Source organism: Pseudomonas sp. A-R-19 (assembly GCF_019956575.1).
Taxonomy (GTDB): domain Bacteria; phylum Pseudomonadota; class Gammaproteobacteria; order Pseudomonadales; family Pseudomonadaceae; genus Aquipseudomonas.
Genome location: NZ_JAHBDR010000044.1, coordinates 1 through 19,336 on the forward strand (window position 1 = coordinate 1; position 19,336 = coordinate 19,336).

General features: G+C 60.8%; 18 protein-coding genes. 15 read left to right on the forward strand and 3 right to left on the reverse strand.

Annotated features, from left to right (window positions below; translation table 11 throughout):
• The first annotated feature begins 118 nt into the window (after positions 1-118).
• The 10 genes from KGA88_RS09825 (at position 119) to KGA88_RS09870 (ending at position 13,296) form a co-directional block, all read left to right on the forward strand.
• Entirely contained in the window at positions 119-2,338 is a 2,220-nt protein-coding gene (locus KGA88_RS09825) for a primosomal protein N' (RefSeq protein WP_223590457.1), read from the forward strand.
• Between the two features lie 236 nt (positions 2,339-2,574).
• A complete protein-coding gene (argS, locus tag KGA88_RS09830; protein ID WP_223590460.1) occupies positions 2,575-4,311 on the forward strand; it encodes an arginine--tRNA ligase in 1,737 nt (578 codons plus the stop codon).
• A 1-nt stretch (position 4,312) separates the two neighbouring features.
• Entirely contained in the window at positions 4,313-5,026 is a 714-nt protein-coding gene (locus KGA88_RS09835; protein WP_110662535.1) for an SPOR domain-containing protein, read from the forward strand.
• Between the two features lie 288 nt (positions 5,027-5,314).
• Positions 5,315-5,845 carry an ATP-dependent protease subunit HslV gene (gene hslV, locus KGA88_RS09840; RefSeq protein ID WP_046031180.1) on the forward strand — a complete coding sequence of 177 codons (531 nt, stop codon included), beginning with the start codon at positions 5,315-5,317 and terminating at the stop codon, positions 5,843-5,845.
• Between the two features lie 55 nt (positions 5,846-5,900).
• Positions 5,901-7,238: an HslU--HslV peptidase ATPase subunit gene (gene hslU / locus KGA88_RS09845; protein WP_110662089.1), complete on the forward strand. Its 1,338-nt coding sequence runs from the start codon at positions 5,901-5,903 to the stop codon at positions 7,236-7,238.
• Between the two features lie 154 nt (positions 7,239-7,392).
• Positions 7,393-7,770 (forward strand): gamma-butyrobetaine hydroxylase-like domain-containing protein, encoded by a 378-nt coding sequence (locus KGA88_RS09850; protein WP_223590462.1) that lies wholly within the window; start codon positions 7,393-7,395, stop codon positions 7,768-7,770.
• Positions 7,771-8,029: 259 nt separating this feature from the next.
• Positions 8,030-9,709: a class II poly(R)-hydroxyalkanoic acid synthase gene (gene phaC / locus KGA88_RS09855; protein WP_110662090.1), complete on the forward strand. Its 1,680-nt coding sequence runs from the start codon at positions 8,030-8,032 to the stop codon at positions 9,707-9,709.
• A 141-nt stretch (positions 9,710-9,850) separates the two neighbouring features.
• A complete protein-coding gene (gene phaZ / locus KGA88_RS09860) occupies positions 9,851-10,705 on the forward strand; it encodes a poly(3-hydroxyalkanoate) depolymerase (protein WP_110662584.1) in 855 nt (284 codons plus the stop codon).
• 115 nt (positions 10,706-10,820) lie between these two features.
• On the forward strand, positions 10,821-12,503 hold the full coding sequence (gene phaC, locus KGA88_RS09865) for a class II poly(R)-hydroxyalkanoic acid synthase (protein ID WP_110662585.1): 1,683 nt from the start codon (positions 10,821-10,823) through the stop codon (positions 12,501-12,503).
• Positions 12,504-12,675: 172 nt separating this feature from the next.
• Positions 12,676-13,296 (forward strand): TetR/AcrR family transcriptional regulator, encoded by a 621-nt coding sequence (locus KGA88_RS09870; RefSeq protein WP_110663321.1) that lies wholly within the window; start codon positions 12,676-12,678, stop codon positions 13,294-13,296.
• A 189-nt stretch (positions 13,297-13,485) separates the two neighbouring features.
• Here the strand turns inward: KGA88_RS09870 and KGA88_RS09875 are convergent, their stop codons facing one another.
• The 3 genes from KGA88_RS09875 to KGA88_RS09890 all read right to left on the reverse strand — a co-directional run bounded on the left by KGA88_RS09875 (position 13,486) and on the right by KGA88_RS09890 (position 15,345).
• The gene (locus KGA88_RS09875; protein ID WP_223590465.1) at positions 13,486-14,391 is read right to left on the reverse strand and encodes a phasin family protein; all 906 of its coding nucleotides are present in this window, start codon (positions 14,389-14,391) and stop codon (positions 13,486-13,488) included.
• A 10-nt stretch (positions 14,392-14,401) separates the two neighbouring features.
• Complete coding sequence (locus tag KGA88_RS09880) at positions 14,402-14,824, reverse strand: phasin family protein (RefSeq protein ID WP_110663007.1); 423 nt, start codon at positions 14,822-14,824, stop codon at positions 14,402-14,404.
• 245 nt (positions 14,825-15,069) lie between these two features.
• On the reverse strand, positions 15,070-15,345 hold the full coding sequence (locus KGA88_RS09890; protein ID WP_103397263.1) for a polyhydroxyalkanoic acid system family protein: 276 nt from the start codon (positions 15,343-15,345) through the stop codon (positions 15,070-15,072).
• 155 nt (positions 15,346-15,500) lie between these two features.
• Between KGA88_RS09890 and ubiE the strand changes: the two genes are divergently transcribed.
• The 5 genes from ubiE to KGA88_RS09915 all read left to right on the forward strand — a co-directional run bounded on the left by ubiE (position 15,501) and on the right by KGA88_RS09915 (position 19,313).
• Positions 15,501-16,271 (forward strand): bifunctional demethylmenaquinone methyltransferase/2-methoxy-6-polyprenyl-1,4-benzoquinol methylase UbiE, encoded by a 771-nt coding sequence (ubiE, locus tag KGA88_RS09895; protein ID WP_007989286.1) that lies wholly within the window; start codon positions 15,501-15,503, stop codon positions 16,269-16,271.
• Entirely contained in the window at positions 16,271-16,894 is a 624-nt protein-coding gene (locus KGA88_RS09900) for an SCP2 domain-containing protein (protein WP_110662391.1), read from the forward strand. The genes ubiE and KGA88_RS09900 overlap by 1 nt, the downstream gene beginning before the upstream one ends.
• Positions 16,891-18,495, forward strand: coding sequence for a ubiquinone biosynthesis regulatory protein kinase UbiB (gene ubiB, locus KGA88_RS09905; protein ID WP_110662390.1), 1,605 nt, complete (start codon positions 16,891-16,893; stop codon positions 18,493-18,495). The genes KGA88_RS09900 and ubiB overlap by 4 nt, the downstream gene beginning before the upstream one ends.
• A 91-nt stretch (positions 18,496-18,586) precedes the next feature.
• Entirely contained in the window at positions 18,587-18,988 is a 402-nt protein-coding gene (hisI, locus tag KGA88_RS09910; protein WP_007989281.1) for a phosphoribosyl-AMP cyclohydrolase, read from the forward strand.
• Complete coding sequence (locus KGA88_RS09915; RefSeq protein ID WP_085725457.1) at positions 18,981-19,313, forward strand: phosphoribosyl-ATP diphosphatase; 333 nt, start codon at positions 18,981-18,983, stop codon at positions 19,311-19,313. The genes hisI and KGA88_RS09915 overlap by 8 nt, the downstream gene beginning before the upstream one ends.
• Positions 19,314-19,336: the final 23 nt, after the last annotated feature.

The window sequence follows — 19,336 nt, forward strand, 5'->3', positions numbered from 1 at the left end:
GCTCGCGAAAGCGGCGTGTCAGGCGACTTAAATGTTGACTGACACGCCGTCTTCGCGAGCAAGCCCGCTCCCACAGGGTATAGCCCTGCTGTTTATTCCGCTTATCGAGATCCCCCGCGTGCCCGACGCCATTCTGCGCCTCGCCCTGCCTTCGCCGCTGCGCCGCCTGTTCGACTACCGCGCTCCGGCCGGCGTCCTGCGCGCCCAGTTGCACCCTGGCATGCGCCTGCGGGTGCCGTTCGGTCGACGCGAGATGATCGGGATCCTGGTGGAAGTCACCGACACCAGCGAAGTGCCAGTCGAGAAACTCAAGCCGGCCCTCGCCCTGCTCGACGCTACGCCACCGCTGCCACCGGCGCTGTTCAAACTGTGCCTGTGGACGTCGCAGTACTATCAGCACAGCCTGGGCGACACCTTGAGCTGGGCACTGCCGGTGCTGCTGCGCCAGGGTGAGCTGGCCGAAGCGCGCCAGGAACGCTTCTGGTCCGTAGCGCCGGGGGCCAGCCTCGATGATCCGCGCATCGCCCGCGCCCCACGCCAGCGCGAAGCCCTGGCCACGCTGGCCCAACACCCCCACGGCGTCGCCCATCAATTGCTGAGCAAGCTGATGCTGAGCAAGGACAGCCTGGATTTGTTGCTGGCCAAGGAGCTGGTGCAAGTCGAGATCCGCCGCCACGCCCCCGGTGCACGCCATGAACACTGGCTGGCGCAACCGGAACTGCCGCTGAACCCGGAACAGCGTGCCGCCTATGAGGCGATTCGCGCCGGCTTCGACAGTTACCACGCGTTTCTGCTGGCCGGCGTCACCGGCAGCGGCAAGACCGAAGTCTATCTACAGTTGATCCGCGAAACCCTCGAGGCCGGCAAGCAAGCGCTGGTGCTGATCCCGGAAATCAACCTGGGCCCGCAAACCCTGGCGCGCTTCGAACAGCGTTTCAATGCCCGCATCGCGCTGATCCATTCGGCGGTCAATGACCGCGAACGCCTCGAGGCCTGGCTGGCCGCCCGGGATGGTGAGGCCGACATTATCATCGGCACCCGTTCAGCCCTGTTCACACCGATGAAGAACCCCGGCCTGATCATCATCGACGAAGAGCACGACGGCTCCTATAAGCAGCAGGAAGGCTTGCGCTACCACGCCCGCGATCTGGCACTGGTACGGGCGCGGCAGGAAAACATCCCGATTGTCCTCGGCTCCGCTACTCCCTCGCTGGAAAGCCTGCACAACGCCTACACCGGCCGCTATGGGCTGCTGCGCTTGAATGAACGCGCCGGCGGTGCCAAGCAGCCGCGCTTCCTGCGCCTGGATGTCAAAAGCCGCCCGCTGGACAGCGGCATTTCCGGGCCGATGCAACAAGCCATCGGCCAGACCCTGGCCGCCGGGCAGCAGGTACTGGTGTTCCTCAACCGCCGCGGGTTCGCCCCGACCCTGCTCTGTCATGACTGCGGCTGGATGTCCGAATGCCAGCGTTGCGACGCGCGAATGACCGTGCATCAGCGATACGGTGAACTGCGCTGCCACCATTGCGGTTACGTCGAACGCGTGCCGCGCCAGTGCCCGAAATGCAACAAGGTGGATCTGCGCCCCGTTGGCGCCGGCACCGAACGGGCCGAGGAGCGCCTGTCGATTCTGTTCCCGGACTATCCGGTGCTACGGGTCGACCGCGACAGCACATCACGCAAGGATGCGATGAACCAGTTGTTCGCGACCATTCAAAAAGGCCAGCCGTGCATTTTGATCGGCACGCAAATGCTCGCCAAAGGCCACCACTTTCCACGGGTGACACTGGTGTCGATCCTCGACGCCGACGGCGGCCTGTTTTCCGGTGACTTCCGCGCCAGCGAGCGCATGGCTCAGCTGATCGTCCAGGTCGCGGGCCGCGCAGGCCGCGCCGAAGAGCCGGGCAAAGTGATTATCCAGACGCACCTGGCCGACCATCCGCTGCTGGTGCAACTGACCGAGCAAGGCTATTTCGCCTTTGCCGAACAGGCCTTGAGCGAACGCCGTGCGGCCGGCTTGCCGCCGTTCGCGCACCTGGCGCTGCTGCGGGCCGAGGCGCACAAGCCGGGTCAGGCCGAAGGTTTCCTCGATGAAGCTTGCAGTGAGGCTGAGCGTTTACTGACCGAACAGGGCCTGACCGGCATTGAATTGCTGGGGCCGGTGCCGGCGCCAATGGAGCGACGGGCCGGGCGTTATCGGGCGCAGTTGTTATTGCAGGCTACGGCGCGGGCACCGCTGCATCGATTGCTGGCCGGTTGGTTGCTGGTGCTGGAGCAGATGCCTAGCGGGCGAGCGGTGCGCTGGTCTTTGGATGTTGATCCCGTAGATCTATATTGATTTTGAAATCGCTTTCGCGAGCAAGCCCGCTCCCACAATGGTTCTCGGGTGGAACTACATTTTGTATCCACCTCAAAACCTGTGGGAGCGGGCTTGCTCGCGAAGAGGCCCAAATTGTCACCACACATCCACAACCTGCCTGCTAAGGTTGGCAAGCCCGTCTTCGCAACGGATAATGCCCAGTTTTTCCACCAGCGCATGATGCGCCGCCGCGCCTGCGGTCGAAAGAGAAGACCATGAAAGACACCATTCGCCAGCTGATCCAACAAGCCATCACCCAACTCGTCAACGAAGGTGTGTTGCCTGAAGGCCTGTCGCCGGCGATCCAGGTGGAAAACTCGCGCGACAAGAAAAATGGCGACTTCGCCAGCAACATTGCCATGATGCTGGCCAAGCCGGCTGGCATGAAGCCCCGCGATCTGGCGGAAAAAATCATCGCCGCGCTGCCGGCTGACGAAAACGTCGCCAAGACCGAAATCGCAGGTCCCGGCTTCCTGAACTTCTTCCAGAACACCGACGCCCTGGCCGCTCGCCTGGACGCCGCCCTGGCCGATACCCACGTCGGCGTGCGCAAGGCCGGCCCGGTGCAGCGCACCGTGGTTGACCTGTCGGCCCCCAACCTGGCCAAAGAGATGCACGTCGGCCACTTGCGCTCGACCATCATCGGCGACGGCGTGGCCCGCGTACTGGAGTTCCTCGGCGACACCGTGATCCGTCAGAACCACGTCGGCGACTGGGGCACCCAGTTCGGCATGCTGATGGCTTACCTGCAGGAAAACCCGATCACCAGCGACGAGCTGTCGGACCTGGAGAACTTCTACCGCGCCGCCAAGCAACGCTTCGACGAATCCGAAGAATTCGCCGACCGCGCCCGTGGCCTGGTGGTCAAGCTGCAGGCTGGCGATCCGGACTGCCTGGCGCTGTGGACCAAGTTCAAGGACATCTCGCTGTCGCACTGCCAGAAGATCTACGAACTGCTCAACGTCAAGCTGACCATGGCCGACGTGATGGGCGAAAGTGCCTACAACGACGACCTGATCAACGTGGTCAACGATTTGAAGGCCGCAGGCATGCTGGTCGAGAGCAACGGCGCCCAGTGCGTGTTCCTCGACGAGTTCAAGAATGCCGACGGCGACCCGCTGCCGGTGATCATCGTCAAGGCTGACGGCGGCTACCTCTACGCCACCACCGACCTGGCGGCGGTGCGCTACCGTAGCGGCAAGCTCAAGGCTGACCGCGCGCTGTACTTCGTCGACCAGCGTCAGGCCCTGCACTTCCAGCAAGTGTTCGCCGTAGCGCGCAAGGCCGGCTTCGTGACCCATCCGATGGAAATGGAACACATGGGCTTCGGCACCATGAACGGCGCTGACGGCCGTCCGTTCAAGACCCGCGATGGCGGCACCGTGAAGCTGATCGACCTGCTGACCGAAGCCCAGGAACGCGCCTACACCCTGGTCAAGGACAAGAACCCGGAGCTGGCCGAAGCCGAGTTGCGCAATATCGCCAAGGTCGTGGGCATCGGCGCAGTGAAATATGCCGACCTGTCCAAACACCGTACCAGCGACTACAGCTTCAACTTCGACCTGATGCTGAATTTCGAAGGCAACACCGCGCCGTACCTGCTGTACGCCTACACCCGTGTGGCCGGCGTGTTCCGCAAACTCGGCAAGGACTTCAGCGAAGTCGACGGCCAGATCGTTCTCGAAGCGGCACACGAACACGAACTGGCGGCAAAACTCGCGCAGTTCGGTGAGATCCTGAACAACGTGTCCGAAAAAGGCACCCCGCACATCCTCTGCACTTACTTGTACGACGTTGCCGGCCTGTTCTCCAGCTTCTACGAGAACTGCCCGATCCTCGCCGCCGACACCCCGGCACAAATGCAGAGCCGCCTGCGCCTTGCCGCGCTGACCGGACGCACTCTCAAGCAAGGCCTGGAACTCTTGGGCCTGGAAACTCTGGAGCGTATGTAAGTTGGCTGCCAAGAAAAAACCAGCACCCAAGCGTGGCGCCAGCCGTTACCAAGCTCCTGCAAAGCAACCGATCCCGGGCTGGCTGTGGATGGCGATCGGCCTGACGGTCGGCGCCTTCATCGTATTCCTGATGAAACTGGAACCGGGCAAGGGCAGCGACACGGTCAAGCGTGAAAAGGTCGAACAACAGCAACAGCAGAAAGCCAGCAAGATCGCCGAGGCCAACAAGACCCCGCCGAGTCCGACGCAACCGGTGAAACCGAAGTACGACTTCTACACCTTGCTGCCGGAATCGGAAGTCATCGTGCCGCCGGATGCCGTGCCGGAAAAAACCCTGCCGACGCCACAAGTGCCGACCATTCCGACCACGCCGGTGACCCCGGCCGAAGCGGCGAAGATCGACACGGCTCGCGCCCAGGCCGCCCTGGCCGGGATCACGCCGCCACCAGCGCCGCCGGTCAAGGCGGCGCCGGTGACCAAGTTCTTCCTGCAGGCCGGTTCGTTCCGCAAAGAAGCTGACGCGGACAAGGTTCGCGCGCAGATCATCCTGCTCGGCCAGGCTGTGGCGGTTGAGTCCGGGACGGTGAAGGACGAAACCTGGTATCGGGTTCTGGTCGGTCCGTTCAGCAATCGCGAACAACTGACCACTGCGCAGAAACAGCTGGCCGGCGCCGGTTTCAGCAATCTGTTGTTACAACAACGCCAAAGCCGCTGAGTCCTCACTGTGGGCACCTTGCTTGAAGTTGCCCACAAAACCCTGTGGCGATGGGGCTTGCCCCCGTTCGGTCGCGTAGCGGCCGCAAAACCGGAATTCCGGATTTGCCTGAAGCAACATGGAGTCTGGGTTTGGGGGCGCTTCTCACCCCAGCGGGGGCAAGCCCCCCTCGCCACAGTTATTGCACGCCATTCGTCCCCCGCCGCGTCCTACAGTTGAAATCCACTCCAGCACCCCCATATGAATGGGCATAAGGCATTTTCGCCCCGCTGCGTGGAGACTCTTCCCTTGACCACCATCGTTTCAGTTCGCCGCCACGGCAAAGTCGTCATGGGCGGCGACGGCCAGGTTTCCCTTGGTAATACCGTGATGAAAGGCAATGCGAAAAAAGTTCGCCGCCTGTACCACGGCCAGGTCATCGCCGGGTTTGCCGGTGCCACCGCCGACGCCTTTACCCTCTTCGAACGTTTCGAAGGCCAGCTGGAAAAACACCAGGGTCACCTGGTGCGCGCCGCCGTCGAACTCGCCAAAGAATGGCGCACCGACCGCTCCCTGAGCCGCCTTGAAGCCATGCTCGCGGTCGCCAACAAAGATGCCTCCCTGATCATCACCGGTAACGGCGATGTGGTTGAACCCGAAGAAGGCCTGATCGCCATGGGTTCCGGCGGCGGTTACGCCCAGGCTGCTGCCAGCGCGCTGCTGAAGAAAACCGATCTGTCGGCCCGGGAAATCGTCGAAACCGCCCTCGGCATCGCCGCCGACATCTGTGTATTCACCAACCACACCCAGACCATCGAGGAGCAGGACTGCGCCGAGTAAGCCCGTGCAGCCCACCGCACCAAGGCCCATTCTTGCTTGAGGTCCACTGAATATTATGTCCATGACTCCCCGTGAAATCGTCCACGAACTCAACCGCCACATCATCGGCCAGGACGATGCCAAACGCGCCGTCGCCATTGCTCTGCGCAATCGCTGGCGCCGCATGCAACTGCCTGAAGAGCTGCGCGTTGAAGTCACGCCAAAGAACATCCTGATGATCGGCCCGACCGGTGTCGGTAAAACCGAGATCGCCCGTCGCCTGGCAAAACTGGCCAATGCGCCGTTCATCAAGGTCGAAGCGACCAAATTCACCGAAGTCGGTTATGTCGGCCGCGACGTCGAATCGATCATTCGTGACCTGGCCGATGCGGCGATCAAGCTGCTGCGCGAGCAGGAAATCGTCAAGGTTCGCCACCGCGCCGAAGACGCCGCCGAAGAGCGCATCCTCGACGCACTGCTGCCACCGGCGCGCATGGGCTTCAGCAGCGACGATGCCCCGACTGCCGATTCCAACACCCGCCAGCTGTTCCGCAAGCGCCTGCGCGAAGGCCAGCTGGATGACAAGGAGATCGAAATCGAAGTCGCCGAAATGGCCGGCGTCGACATCTCCGCGCCACCGGGCATGGAAGAAATGACCAACCAGTTGCAGAGCCTGTTTGCCAACATGGGCAAGGGCAAGAAGAAGTCCCGCAAGCTCAAGGTCAAAGAAGCGCTGAAGATGGTGCGCGACGAAGAAGCCAGCCGCCTGGTCAACGATGAAGAGTTGAAGGCCAAGGCCCTGGAGGCTGTCGAGCAGCACGGCATCGTGTTCATCGACGAAATCGACAAGGTCGCCAAGCGTGGCAATTCCGGTGGCGTCGATGTATCCCGTGAAGGCGTACAGCGCGACCTGCTGCCGCTGATCGAAGGCTGCACCGTCAACACCAAGCTGGGCATGGTCAAGACCGACCACATCCTGTTCATCGCTTCCGGCGCGTTCCACCTGAGCAAGCCGAGCGACCTGGTGCCCGAACTGCAAGGCCGTCTGCCGATCCGTGTCGAGCTCAAGGCCCTGAGCCCGGAAGACTTCGAACGCATCCTCAGTGAGCCTCACGCCTCTCTCACCGAGCAATATTGCGCGCTGCTGAAAACCGAAGGCCTGGGCATCGAGTTCCTGCCTAGCGGCATCAAGCGCATCGCGGAGATCGCCTGGCAGGTCAACGAGAAAACCGAAAACATCGGTGCCCGTCGCCTGCACACCCTGCTCGAGCGTCTGCTCGAAGAGGTGTCGTTCAGCGCCGGCGACCTGGCCAGCGCCCATGACGACAAGGTGATCCAGATCGACGCCGACTACGTCAACAGCCACCTGGGTGAATTGGCGCAGAACGAAGACCTGTCCCGTTATATCCTGTAAGCCATACTTACAGCGATGACGGACCCTGTGGGAGCGGGCTTGCTCGCGAAAGCGGTCTGACAATCAACATCACTGTTGAATGTTAAGGCCCCTTCGCGAGCAAGCCCGCTCCCACATTTGAATCGGGGTCCCACACACAATTGGACATCCGCTCATGACCCAACTCCCCACCGACATCAAGCTGCACAAAGCCTCGAAAACCCTGTCGCTGAAATACGCGTCCGGCGAGGAATACACCCTGCCCGCCGAGTTCCTGCGCGTGCACTCTCCTTCCGCCGAAGTCCAGGGCCACGGCAAACCCATCCTGCAATTTGGCAAGATCAACGTCGGCCTGGCCAAGGTAGAACCGGCCGGTCAGTACGCACTGAAACTGACCTTCGATGACGGTCACGACAGCGGTCTGTTCACCTGGGAATATCTTTACGAGCTGGGGCGACGTTATGACGCACTCTGGGAAGATTATCTGGCCGAGCTAAAAGCCGCCGGAAAAACCCGCGATCCGAACGAATCCGTCGTCAAGCTGATGCTCTAATCCAAGCCTCTCGCTCTTTAGAGGGCATTTTCTAATTTCATCTGTTTGAATGCTCCGCTCCAAGGCCGTCGATTGGCCTGCTTGCGAAAAAAATTAAACTCGGGTAACCAATGGAACTGGCAAGTTCCCTGCAGTGCTCTCTGCGAACAAAAAGCAGCGATGCAGTATTAACGGTCACCCGAGCAGCAGTACCTGGCATTGATTGTGTGACTGCACAGCAGGACCCGGGTACTCGTCTCAGGACATTGGAGCGTCGTAGATGAGTAACAAGAATAACGATGACTTGAAGCAGCAAGCCTCCGAAAATACCTTGGGGCTGAATCCTGTCGTTGGATTGCGTGGAAAAGATCTACTGGCTTCTGCTCGCATGGTGCTCAGGCAGGCCATCAAACAACCGATTCACAGCGCAAAGCATGTCGCTCATTTCGGTCTTGAACTCAAGAACGTACTGCTAGGCAAATCCGAGCTGCTGCCCAACAGCGATGACCGTCGCTTCGCCGATCCGGCCTGGAGCCAGAACCCGCTCTACAAACGTTATTTGCAAACCTACCTGGCGTGGCGCAAGGAACTCCACGACTGGATCGACGACAGCAGCCTGCCGGCCAAGGACGTCAGTCGCGGCCACTTCGTGATCAACCTCATGACCGAAGCCTTCGCCCCGACCAACACGGCGGCCAACCCGGCGGCAGTCAAACGTTTCTTCGAAACTGGCGGTAAAAGCCTGCTTGACGGCCTCTCGCATCTGGCCAAGGACCTGGTACACAACGGCGGCATGCCGAGCCAGGTCAACATGGGTGCGTTCGAAGTCGGCAAGACCCTGGCCGTGACCGAAGGTGCAGTGGTGTTTCGCAACGACGTGCTGGAGCTGATCCAGTACAAGCCCATCACCGAACAGGTGCACGAACGCCCGCTGCTGGTGGTGCCACCGCAAATCAACAAATTCTACGTTTTCGACCTCAGCCCGGAGAAAAGCCTGGCGCGGTTCTGCCTGCGCAGCAACGTGCAAACCTTCATCGTCAGCTGGCGCAATCCGACCAAGGAGCAGCGTGAGTGGGGCCTGTCGACTTACATCGAGGCGCTCAAGGAAGCGGTCGACGTGGTCACCGCGATCACCGGCAGCAAGGACGTGAACATGCTCGGCGCCTGCTCGGGCGGCATCACCTGCACCGCGCTGCTGGGCCACTACGCAGCGATTGGCGAGAACAAGGTCAACGCCCTCACGCTGTTGGTCAGTGTGCTCGACACCACCCTGGACAGCGATGTGGCGTTGTTCGTCGATGAACAAACCCTCGAAAGCGCCAAGCGCCACTCCTATCAGGCCGGCGTACTGGAAGGCCGCGACATGGCGAAAGTCTTTGCCTGGATGCGCCCCAACGACCTGATCTGGAACTACTGGGTCAATAATTACCTGCTGGGTAACGAGCCGCCAGTATTCGACATCCTGTTCTGGAACAACGACACCACCCGGTTACCGGCCGCGTTCCATGGCGACCTGATCGAAATGTTCAAAAGCAATCCACTGATTCGTCCGAATGCACTGGAAGTGTGCGGCACACCGATCGACCTGAAACAGGTCACCGCCGATATTTTTTCCCTGGCCGGGACCAGCGATCACATCACCCCGTGGCGCTCTTGCTACAAGTCGGCGCAACTGTTCGGCGGCAATGTCGAATTCGTGCTGTCCAGCAGTGGGCATATCCAGAGCATTCTGAACCCGCCGGGCAATCCGAAATCGCGCTACATGACCAGTACCGAAATGACCGCCAATGCCGATGACTGGCAGGAAGAGTCGACCAAGCACGCCGATTCGTGGTGGCTGCATTGGCAGGCCTGGCAGACACAGCGTTCGGGCAACCTGAAAAAAGCTCCGCTGAAATTGGGCAACAAAGCTTATCCAGCAGGCGAAGCTGCACCAGGCACTTACGTGCACGAGCGCTAGACCCGCAGACCTGTAGGAGCCGGCTTGCTGGCGAACGCATCACCACGGTGAGACTGGCAAACCGAGGTGACCGCATCGCCAGCAAGCCGGCTCCTACAGAATGCGTGTCAGGAACCAAGATCCACCCACAGGGCCAGAAGCATGCCGCAACCCTTCATATTCCGTACCGTCGATCTGGATGGCCAGACGCTCCGCACGGCGGTACGCCCCGGCAAGCCTCACTTGACGCCCCTGCTGATTTTCAATGGCATCGGCGCCAACCTGGAGCTGGTGTTCCCGTTCATCGCGGCGCTGGACCCGGACCTGGAAGTCATCGCCTTCGACGTACCCGGTGTCGGCGGTTCATCGACGCCGAACCGACCGTATCGCTTTCCGGGGTTGGCCAAGCTCACGGCGCGGATGCTCGACTACCTCGACTACGGGCAGGTCAACGTCATCGGCGTGTCCTGGGGTGGCGCCCTGGCCCAGCAGTTCGCTTACGACTATCCGGAACGCTGCAAGAAACTCGTGCTGGCGGCGACGGCGGCGGGTGCGGTGATGGTGCCGGGCAAGCCGAAGGTTTTATGGATGATGGCCAGCCCGCGACGCTACATCCAGCCGTCCCACGTGATCCGCATTGCGCCGATGATCTACGGCGGCGCGTTCCGTCGCGACCCGACGCTGGCCGCGAGCCATGCGGCCAAGGTGCGTTCGGCGGGCAAGCTCGGTTACTACTGGCAGCTGTTCGCTGGCCTCGGCTGGACCAGCATTCACTGGCTGCACAAGATCCGCCAGCCGACCCTGGTGCTGGCCGGCGACGATGACCCGTTGATCCCGTTGATCAATATGCGCTTGCTGGCCTGGCGGATTCCCAACGCCCAGCTGCACATCATCGATGACGGCCATCTGTTCCTGATTACCCGGGCCGAAGCGGTGGCGCCGATCATCATGAAATTCCTCGAAGAGGAGCGCCAGCGCGCGGTGATGCATCCGCGTCCGGCGCCATTGGGCGGCTAAAGCGCTGCATCAGCGGTCGGCAGGACGCCACGCCGCGCAGCAACCCGTTACAGCGTCTATGGTGTTCTGGTTCGGTGTATTTGTATTTGGCCTGAAGACGAAGGAGTGTTGACTCATGCGCGAGAAACCAGCGAGGGAATCCTTACCGACTCCCGCCGCGTTCATCAATGCACAGAGTGCGATTACTGGTCTGCGCGGCCGGGATCTGCTGTCGACCCTGCGCAGTGTGGCCGCCCATGGCTTGCGCAATCCGGTGCACAGCGCTCGACATGCCCTCAAACTCGGCGGTCAGCTTGGCCGTGTGTTGCTGGGCGAAACCTTGCACCCGACCAACCCGCAGGACGCTCGCTTCGCCGATCCGGCGTGGAGCCTCAACCCGTTTTATCGCCGCAGCCTGCAGGCCTATCTGAGCTGGCAGAAACAGGTCAAGAGCTGGATCGACGAGAGCAACATGAGCCCGGACGATCGCGCTCGCGCGCACTTCGCTTTCGCCTTGCTCAACGATGCGGTATCGCCCTCCAACACCCTGCTCAATCCACTGGCGGTCAAGGAACTGTTCAATTCCGGCGGTAACAGCCTGGTGCGTGGCATCGGCCATTTGCTGGACGATCTGCTGCACAACGATGGCCTGCCCCGACAAGTCACCAAGCAAGCGTTCGAGGTCGGCAGGACGGTCGCCACTACCACAGGTGCCGTGGTGTTTCGCAACGAGCTGCTGGAGTTGATCCAGTACAAGCCCATGAGCGAAAAGCAGTACTCCAAGCCCCTGCTGGTGGTGCCACCGCAAATCAACAAGTACTACATTTTCGACCTGAGCCCGCACAACAGCTTCGTCCAGTACGCCCTGAAAAACGGCCTGCAGACCTTCATGATCAGTTGGCGCAACCCAGATGTGCGTCACCGTGAATGGGGGCTCTCGACCTACGTGGAGGCCGTGGAAGAGGCCATGAATGTCTGCCGGGCGATCACCGGCGCACGCGAAGTCAACCTGATGGGCGCCTGCGCCGGCGGGCTGACCATTGCCGCGCTGCAAGGCCATTTGCAGGCCAAGCGGCAGTTGCGCAGGGTGTCCAGCGCGACTTACCTGGTGAGCCTGCTCGACAGTCAGCTGGATAGCCCCGCCACGCTGTTCGCCGACGAGCAGACCCTGGAGGCTGCCAAGCGCCGTTCCTATCAGAAAGGCGTGCTGGACGGCCGTGACATGGCCAAGGTCTTCGCCTGGATGCGCCCCAACGATTTGATCTGGAGCTACTTCGTCAACAACTACCTGCTGGGCAAGGAGCCACCGGCGTTCGACATTCTCTACTGGAACAACGACAACACCCGCCTGCCTGCGGCCCTGCATGGCGACCTGCTGGACTTCTTCAAGCACAACCCGCTCACTCATCCAGGTGGGCTGGAAGTGTGCGGCACGCCGATCGATTTGCAGAAAGTCACCGTCGACAGCTTCAGCGTCGCCGGTATCAACGATCACATCACGCCATGGGATGCGGTGTATCGCTCGACGTTGCTGCTCGGTGGCGAGCGGCGTTTCGTGCTATCCAACAGCGGTCATGTGCAGAGCATCCTCAACCCGCCGAGCAACCCGAAAGCCAACTATGTCGAAAACGGCAAACTGAGCAGCGACCCCCGTGCCTGGTACTACGACGCCAAGCATGTCGACGGCAGTTGGTGGACCCAATGGCTGGGCTGGATTCAGGAACGCTCCGGCGCGCAGAAGGAAACCCACATGGCGCTCGGCAACCAGAACTATCCACCGATGGAAGCTGCGCCCGGTACCTACGTACGTGTGCGCTGAACCTAAAAAAGGCCACAGTCAGTCTCCGACCCGGTAGGAGCGAGCTTGCTCGCGATGGACATCCAGACGCCGCGGATCATCAGGTAGCCCGCGTAATCGTTAACGACCATCGCGAGCATGCTCGCTCCTACAGGACTGGAGGTTGGCCTGGCACGAACATTAAGAAGACTGGATGAAAACCCGCGACCGGATCCTCGAATGTGCCCTGCAGTTGTTCAATCAAAAGGGCGAACCGAATGTCTCCACCATGGAAGTTGCCAATGAAATGGGCATCAGCCCGGGCAACCTCTACTACCACTTCCACGGCAAGGAACCGCTGATTCTCGGGCTGTTCGAGCGCTTTCAGGGCGAACTGGCCCCACTGCTCGATCCGCCGGCCGATGTCGAACTGGCCCCCGAGGATTACTGGCTGTTCCTGCACCTGATCGTCGAACGCCTGTCCCACTACCGGTTCCTCTTCCAGGACCTGTCGAACCTCGCCGGGCGCCTGCCGAAACTGGCCAAGGGCATCCGCAATCTGCTCAATGCACTCAAGCGCACACTGGCGTCGCTGCTGGCACGATTGAAGGCACAAGGGCTGCTGGTCAGTGAGACCCAGGCATTGGGACAACTGGTGGAACAGATCACCATGACACTGCTGTTTTCGCTGGATTATCAGCGGATTCTTGATCGCGAAGGTGAGGTGCGGCTGGTGGTTTACCAAATCATGATGCTGGTCGCGCCACACCTGCTGCCCTCGATGAAGGCTGCGACCGAGCAGATGGCGATGGCGTATCTGGAAGACCACGAATAACTCTGACCACAGCTTCCCCCCTGTAGGAGCGAGCTTGCTCGCGAAAAAGGTACAGCCGACGCTACTCAGCGCCTGCAATACCATCGCGAGCAAGCTCGCTCCTACAGTGGGGCTGCGTCGCTCAGAGATTCGTGCGCAAACAAAAACGCCCGACCTTGGCAGGCCGGGCGTTTTTTTGAGCCCTGAAAATCAGGACTGACTGGTTGGCGTCGATGGAGCTGGCGCGGCAGTCGGAGTGACAGCAGGGGTCGGTGCGGTCGCGGAGTTCGATGCGCTGACCGGAGCTGCTGTCGGGGTTGCCGGGGTCGCCGGTTTGGCAGCTGCTACTGCTGGTTTTGGCGCAGCGGCTTTTGGAGCTGCTGGCTTCTTCACTGCAGGTTTTTTCGCGGCAGCAGGTTTGGCTGCCGGTTTGGCGGCGGCTGGTTTTGCTGCAGCCGTTTTAGCCGCAGGCTTGGCCGCTGCTGGCTTGGCAGCCGGTTTGGCGGCAGCTTTCGCAGCAACCGGTTTGGCCGCAGGCTTGGCTGCTGCAGGTTTGGCGGCTGCAGTTTTAGCCGCAGGCTTGGCAGCAGGTTTAGCCGCTGCTTTTGCCAGTGGCTTGGCAGCAGTTTTCGCTGCTGGCTTGGCGGCGGCAGTCTTGGCAGCAGGTTTGGCCGCCGCGGTTTTCGCCGCAACAGGCGCAACCTTGGCACCGGTCAGCTTTTCGATTTGCTTGGTCAGGGTCTCGACCTTGCTGTGCAGCGCCTTGACTTCGTTGCGGCTCGGTACACCCAGACGCGAAATGGCACTGTTCAGACGCTTGTCGAAAGCACCTTCCAGCTCATCCCACTTGCCCAGTGCGCGATCTTTCACGCCGCTGATGCGCGATTTGGCCGAAGAAGCGGAGTCCTTGGCGGCGTCGACGGTCTTGCCAACAGCGCTCTTGGTGAGCTTCTCGGCTTTCTCGCCGTCCTTAACCAATGCATCGAAGAGTTTGCTGCCGTCAGTGTCGATCTTCGAGTACACGCCTAAACCAGCCAGCCAGATTTTTCGGGAGTAATCTTCAACCTTCCCGATCCACGAGCTGCCTTCTTTTTCGGTTTTCTTTTTAACAGCCATCCCGTTCTCCTTAAGATTTACGCGCGACACGTTCGAGCAATGCCGTTAGCTCATCGAGCTTAGCAGAGAGTGTCTCAACGTCATGTTTAGACGGAATGCCGATACGATTCAAGGCACTTGCGACACGCGTGTCGAACGCCTTCTCGACCTTGTCGAGTTGAACTTCGACGCGGCCTTTGAAAGTACTGACTTCACTCTTGACTTCATCGATCTCGGCATTGGCCGCTTCAAGTTTCTCAGCGACTACTTTTTTGCCTTTCTTTTCAACAACCTGACCAGCCTTGATCAGCTCTTGAAAGTATTCGCTGCCCTCTTGACCGACCTTGGCGTAGGCACCCAGGCCTGCCAGCCAGATCTTGCGGGCATAGGATTTGACGTCGCCCAGCGTGCTGGTCGATACGTCGATTTTTTTCTTCAAAATAACTTTGGCCATGGTGCACCTCACGCGCAGAAGGTTTGAGGAACTGCCCGGATAAGTGTCGGGCTCTGGCACAAAGTAGGGAGAAAAATTAGAAACGGCACCCTAACAACTGACATAAACCTTTGGCCACACCACAAAACAAAATGTGGGAGCGGGCTTGCTCGCGAAAGCGTCAGGTCAGTCAACATCAATGTTGAATGACGCACCGCCTTCGCGAGCAAGCCCGCTCCCACAGCGGATCTCATTTCAAACAGAAATCAGACCAACGCCTTGTCCAGCGCCTTTTCGATCTCAGCCTTGATCATGCCGCTCATGGCCGACATCATCAGGCCCAGTTCCACTTCGACGCGAATCGAATCCTCGGCGACATGCACCGCGCCTTTCACACCCGAGCGCTTGAGGTTCAGGGTATCGCCGGACCACTGCGGCTCCAGGCCATACTGATCGGAAAGTTTCTGCGCCAGCTTGTCGGCCTTTTCGCGAGCCGCTTCCTTACCCAGGCCATGGGCACGTTCAACACTAATACGGGCCATCAAATGACTCCTGCTTTATGGATGCTTTCCCCAGGCATCTTGACCTCTGCTGCGTCAAAACGTCCCGATGGTTGCCCATCTTACCTTCAGCCTTGCCAAGACAAAGCATGCCTTGGGGATTAGAATGTCGCGCATTCTCTTTTGGTGACAGCGATATGACTGATCAGCGCAAAGGCAGCGATGCCGAACCCACCACTCACTTCGGCTTCAAAAACGTTCCGGAAAGCCAGAAAGCGGAAAAAGTCGCTGAGGTATTCCACTCGGTAGCCGCCAAGTACGACCTGATGAACGACCTTCTGTCGGGCGGCATGCACCGTCTGTGGAAGCGTTTCGCGATCGAACTGTCGGGCGTTCGTACCGGCAATCGCGTGCTCGATATCGCTGGCGGTACCGGCGACCTGACCCGCAAGTTCTCGCACCTGGTAGGCCCGACCGGCCAGGTCGTATTGGCCGACATCAACGAATCCATGCTCAAGGTCGGTCGTGACCGCCTGCTGGACCTCGGTGTGGCCGGCAACGTCGAATTCGTCCAGGCCGATGCGGAAAAACTGCCGTTCCCGGACAACCATTTCGACTGCGTGACCATCGCCTTCGGCCTGCGCAACGTGACCCACAAGGAAGATGCCCTGCGCTCGATGCTGCGCGTGCTCAAGCCGGGCGGCCGTTTGCTGGTGCTGGAATTCTCCAAGCCGACCAACGCGCTGATGTCCAAGGCCTACGACGCCTACTCGTTCGCCTTCATGCCGCTGATGGGCAAGCTGATCACCAACGACTCGGAAAGCTACCGCTACCTGGCCGAATCGATCCGCATGCACCCGAATCAGGAAACCCTGAAGTCGATGATGGTCGAGGCCGGTTTCGACCGCGTGACCTATCACAACATGACCGCAGGCATCGTTGCCCTGCACCGCGGCATCAAGCCCTGATGCTGCTCGCCGGCCTGCTCGCCAGCGTTGAACTCGGTCTGAACCGGGTGCTGCGTCTCGACAGCACGGCGCTGCCGCGGCTGGCGCATTTGACCGGCAAGGTGATTGCCGTCGATTGCCGCAGCCCGGCGCTGCACCTGTTCATCCTGCCCAGCGACGAAGGCCTGATGCTCGCCTCCCAGTGGGAAACCGGCGCCGACTGCACCTTGCGTGCACCGGCCTCGAGCCTGCTGAATCTGGCCATGAGCAAGGACAAGACCGCGATCCTGCACAGACCTGAAGTGGAACTCGACGGCGACAGCGGCGTACTGCTGGAACTGGCGGCGATCCTGCAGGACCTGGAGCTGGACTGGGAGTACGAACTCTCGCGCTGGCTGGGTCCGGTCGCCACGCAACTGGTTGGTGGTCACCTGCGCAGCCGCGCCCGCTGGTATCAGCAAGGCTTTGCCAGCCTGGGCCAGAACCTGGGCGAATACCTGGCGGAAGAATCGCGCACCCTCGTCGGTCAGCGCGAAGCCGAAGCCCGATTCAGTGAACTGGACCAGATCAAGCTTGATCTGGAACGTCTCGAGGCGCGTTTCGAGCGCCTTTCCCGATCCCTCGACCCAAGCGATAACGCATGAAGCTGCTTGCCGTCCGCCGTTTGTTGCGCATCCAGCGCGTCGTGATCCGCTACCGCCTCGATGACCTGCTGTTCGCCCTGCCGCTACCCTGGTTTCTGCGGGCGCTGCGCTATGCCCTGCCGTGGCGCTGGTTCCCGCGCAAGACCCTGGACCTGAGCCGTGGCGCGCGCTTGCGCCTGGCACTGCAGGACCTGGGGCCGATCTTCATCAAGTTCGGGCAGATCCTGTCCACACGTCGCGACCTGTTGCCGGAAGACATCGCCGATGAGCTGATGAAGCTGCAGGACCGCGTGCCGCCGTTTGATTCGCAAGTATCGGTCAAGCTGATCGAAGAACAGCTGGGCAAGAAAATCAGCGACGTGTTCAGCCGTTTCGACGTTGAACCGCTAGCCTCGGCCTCGGTGGCGCAGGTGCATGCCGCGCAACTGAAAACCGGCGAAGAAGTGGTGGTCAAGGTGATCCGCCCGGGCCTCAAGCCGGTGATTGCCCAAGACCTGGCGTGGCTGTTCATCCTCGCCCGCGCCGCCGAAAAACTCTCGGCCGATGCGCGTTTGCTGCACCCGGTGGACGTGGTCAGCGATTACGAAAAAACCATCTACGACGAACTCGACCTGCTGCGCGAGGCGGCCAACGCCAGCCAGTTGAAGCGCAACTTCGAAGGTTCGCCGCTGCTGTACGTGCCGCAAGTCTATTGGGACTGGTGCCGGCCGAAAGTCCTGGTGATGGAGCGCATCTACGGCATCCAGGTCACCGACCTGGCGACCCTGGCCGACCAGCGCACCGACATGAAAATGCTCGCCGAGCGTGGCGTGGAGATTTTCTTCACCCAAGTGTTCCGCGACAGCTTCTTTCACGCCGACATGCACCCCGGCAACATTTTCGTCAGCACTGTAAGTCCGTGGAGCCCGCAGTACATCGCCATCGACTGCGGCATCGTCGGCAGCCTGACCCCGGAAGACCAGGATTACCTGGCACGCAACCTGTTCGCCTTCTTCAAGCGCGATTACCGTCGCGTGGCGCAGTTGCACATCGATTCAGGCTGGGTGCCGGCGGAAACCAAACTCAACGAATTCGAAGCGGCGATCCGTACGGTGTGCGAGCCGATCTTCGAAAAACCGTTAAAAGATATTTCCTTTGGCCAGGTGCTGATGCGCCTGTTCCAGACCGCTCGCCGCTTCAACATGGAAGTGCAGCCGCAGTTGGTCCTGCTGCAAAAGACCCTGCTGAACATCGAAGGCCTGGGCCGCCAGCTGTACCCTGACCTCGACCTGTGGAACACCGCGCAGCCGTTCCTTGAGCGCTGGATGCGTGAGCGCGTCAGCCCCAAAGCCCTGCTCGGCAACGTGCACAGCCAGTTCGAGCAGCTCCCGCACCTGGCCAACATGGCCCGCGACCTGCTCGAACGCATGTCCCAACCCCATGCCTACGACCCGCCGCCACCCTGGCATCGGCGCCGTGACGACTGGTTCCTGCGCCTGCTCGGCACGGCTCACCTGGCCGGGGGCGCCATCCTTGCCGCTGGCGGCCCGCTGAACCAGTTGGCTTACTGGCCGGCCGGCATCATGATGGCGGTGGGTTTGTATCTGGTCGTTCGCCGATAGCCAGTCGCGCAACACGCTGGCACACTGTTTGGACGCTGCATTGAACGTAGGCCCCCGATTATTGAAGTGCGGGCCCGTATCGGAGTCGTAGATGAAGAATTGGCTGGACGAGATCAAGTGGGACGCCGACGGCCTGGTGCCAGCGATTGCCCAGGATCACAAGACCGGGCGCGTCCTGATGATGGCCTGGATGAACCGCGAAGCACTGGAACTGACGGCTGCCGAGAACCGCGCCATTTACTGGTCGCGTTCCCGTGGCAAGCTGTGGCGCAAGGGCGAAGAGTCCGGCCACGTGCAAACCCTGCACGAGATGCGCCTGGACTGTGACGCCGACGTCATCATCCTGATGGTCGAGCAAATCGGCGACATCGCCTGCCATACCGGCCGCCAGAGCTGCTTCTACCGCGTCTATGAGAACGGCGACTGGACAACGGTCGACCCGGTCCTGAAAGATCCGCACGCCATCTATTCCGCAGGACACAAACATGAGTGACACTCTGACTCGTCTGGCCGAGGTACTGGAAGCGCGCAAAGGCGCCGCCGCCGACAGCTCGTATGTCGCCAGCCTGTACCACAAGGGCTTGAACAAGATTCTGGAAAAAGTCGGCGAAGAGTCGGTCGAGACCATCATTGCCGCCAAGGACGCCGCCGTCAGCGGCGACTGCAGCGATGTGATCTACGAAACCGCCGATTTGTGGTTCCACAGCATGGTCATGCTCGCCCAACTGGGGCAGCATCCACAGGCTGTACTCGATGAACTGGACCGTCGTTTCGGTCTCTCCGGACACGCCGAGAAAGCCTCGCGCCCGTCCGCCTGAATAACTATTAGAGAGGAGCAGCA

Excerpts from the sequence above, each read along its gene's own strand:
- ubiE (WP_007989286.1), top strand. The coding sequence starts at position 15,501 with ATGACTGATCAGCGCAAAGGCAGCGATGCCGAACCCACCACTCACTTC.
- hisI (WP_007989281.1), top strand. The coding sequence starts at position 18,587 with ATGAAGAATTGGCTGGACGAGATCAAGTGGGACGCCGACGGCCTGGTG.
- ubiB (WP_110662390.1), top strand. The coding sequence starts at position 16,891 with ATGAAGCTGCTTGCCGTCCGCCGTTTGTTGCGCATCCAGCGCGTCGTG.
- KGA88_RS09900 (WP_110662391.1), top strand. The coding sequence starts at position 16,271 with ATGCTGCTCGCCGGCCTGCTCGCCAGCGTTGAACTCGGTCTGAACCGG.
- KGA88_RS09880 (WP_110663007.1), bottom strand. The coding sequence starts at position 14,824 with ATGGCCAAAGTTATTTTGAAGAAAAAAATCGACGTATCGACCAGCACG.
- hslU (WP_110662089.1), top strand. The coding sequence starts at position 5,901 with ATGTCCATGACTCCCCGTGAAATCGTCCACGAACTCAACCGCCACATC.
- KGA88_RS09875 (WP_223590465.1), bottom strand. The coding sequence starts at position 14,391 with ATGGCTGTTAAAAAGAAAACCGAAAAAGAAGGCAGCTCGTGGATCGGG.
- KGA88_RS09890 (WP_103397263.1), bottom strand. The coding sequence starts at position 15,345 with ATGGCCCGTATTAGTGTTGAACGTGCCCATGGCCTGGGTAAGGAAGCG.
- KGA88_RS09870 (WP_110663321.1), top strand. The coding sequence starts at position 12,676 with ATGAAAACCCGCGACCGGATCCTCGAATGTGCCCTGCAGTTGTTCAAT.
- phaC (WP_110662090.1), top strand. The coding sequence starts at position 8,030 with ATGAGTAACAAGAATAACGATGACTTGAAGCAGCAAGCCTCCGAAAAT.
- KGA88_RS09850 (WP_223590462.1), top strand. The coding sequence starts at position 7,393 with ATGACCCAACTCCCCACCGACATCAAGCTGCACAAAGCCTCGAAAACC.
- phaZ (WP_110662584.1), top strand. The coding sequence starts at position 9,851 with ATGCCGCAACCCTTCATATTCCGTACCGTCGATCTGGATGGCCAGACG.
- argS (WP_223590460.1), top strand. The coding sequence starts at position 2,575 with ATGAAAGACACCATTCGCCAGCTGATCCAACAAGCCATCACCCAACTC.
- phaC (WP_110662585.1), top strand. The coding sequence starts at position 10,821 with ATGCGCGAGAAACCAGCGAGGGAATCCTTACCGACTCCCGCCGCGTTC.
- KGA88_RS09915 (WP_085725457.1), top strand. The coding sequence starts at position 18,981 with ATGAGTGACACTCTGACTCGTCTGGCCGAGGTACTGGAAGCGCGCAAA.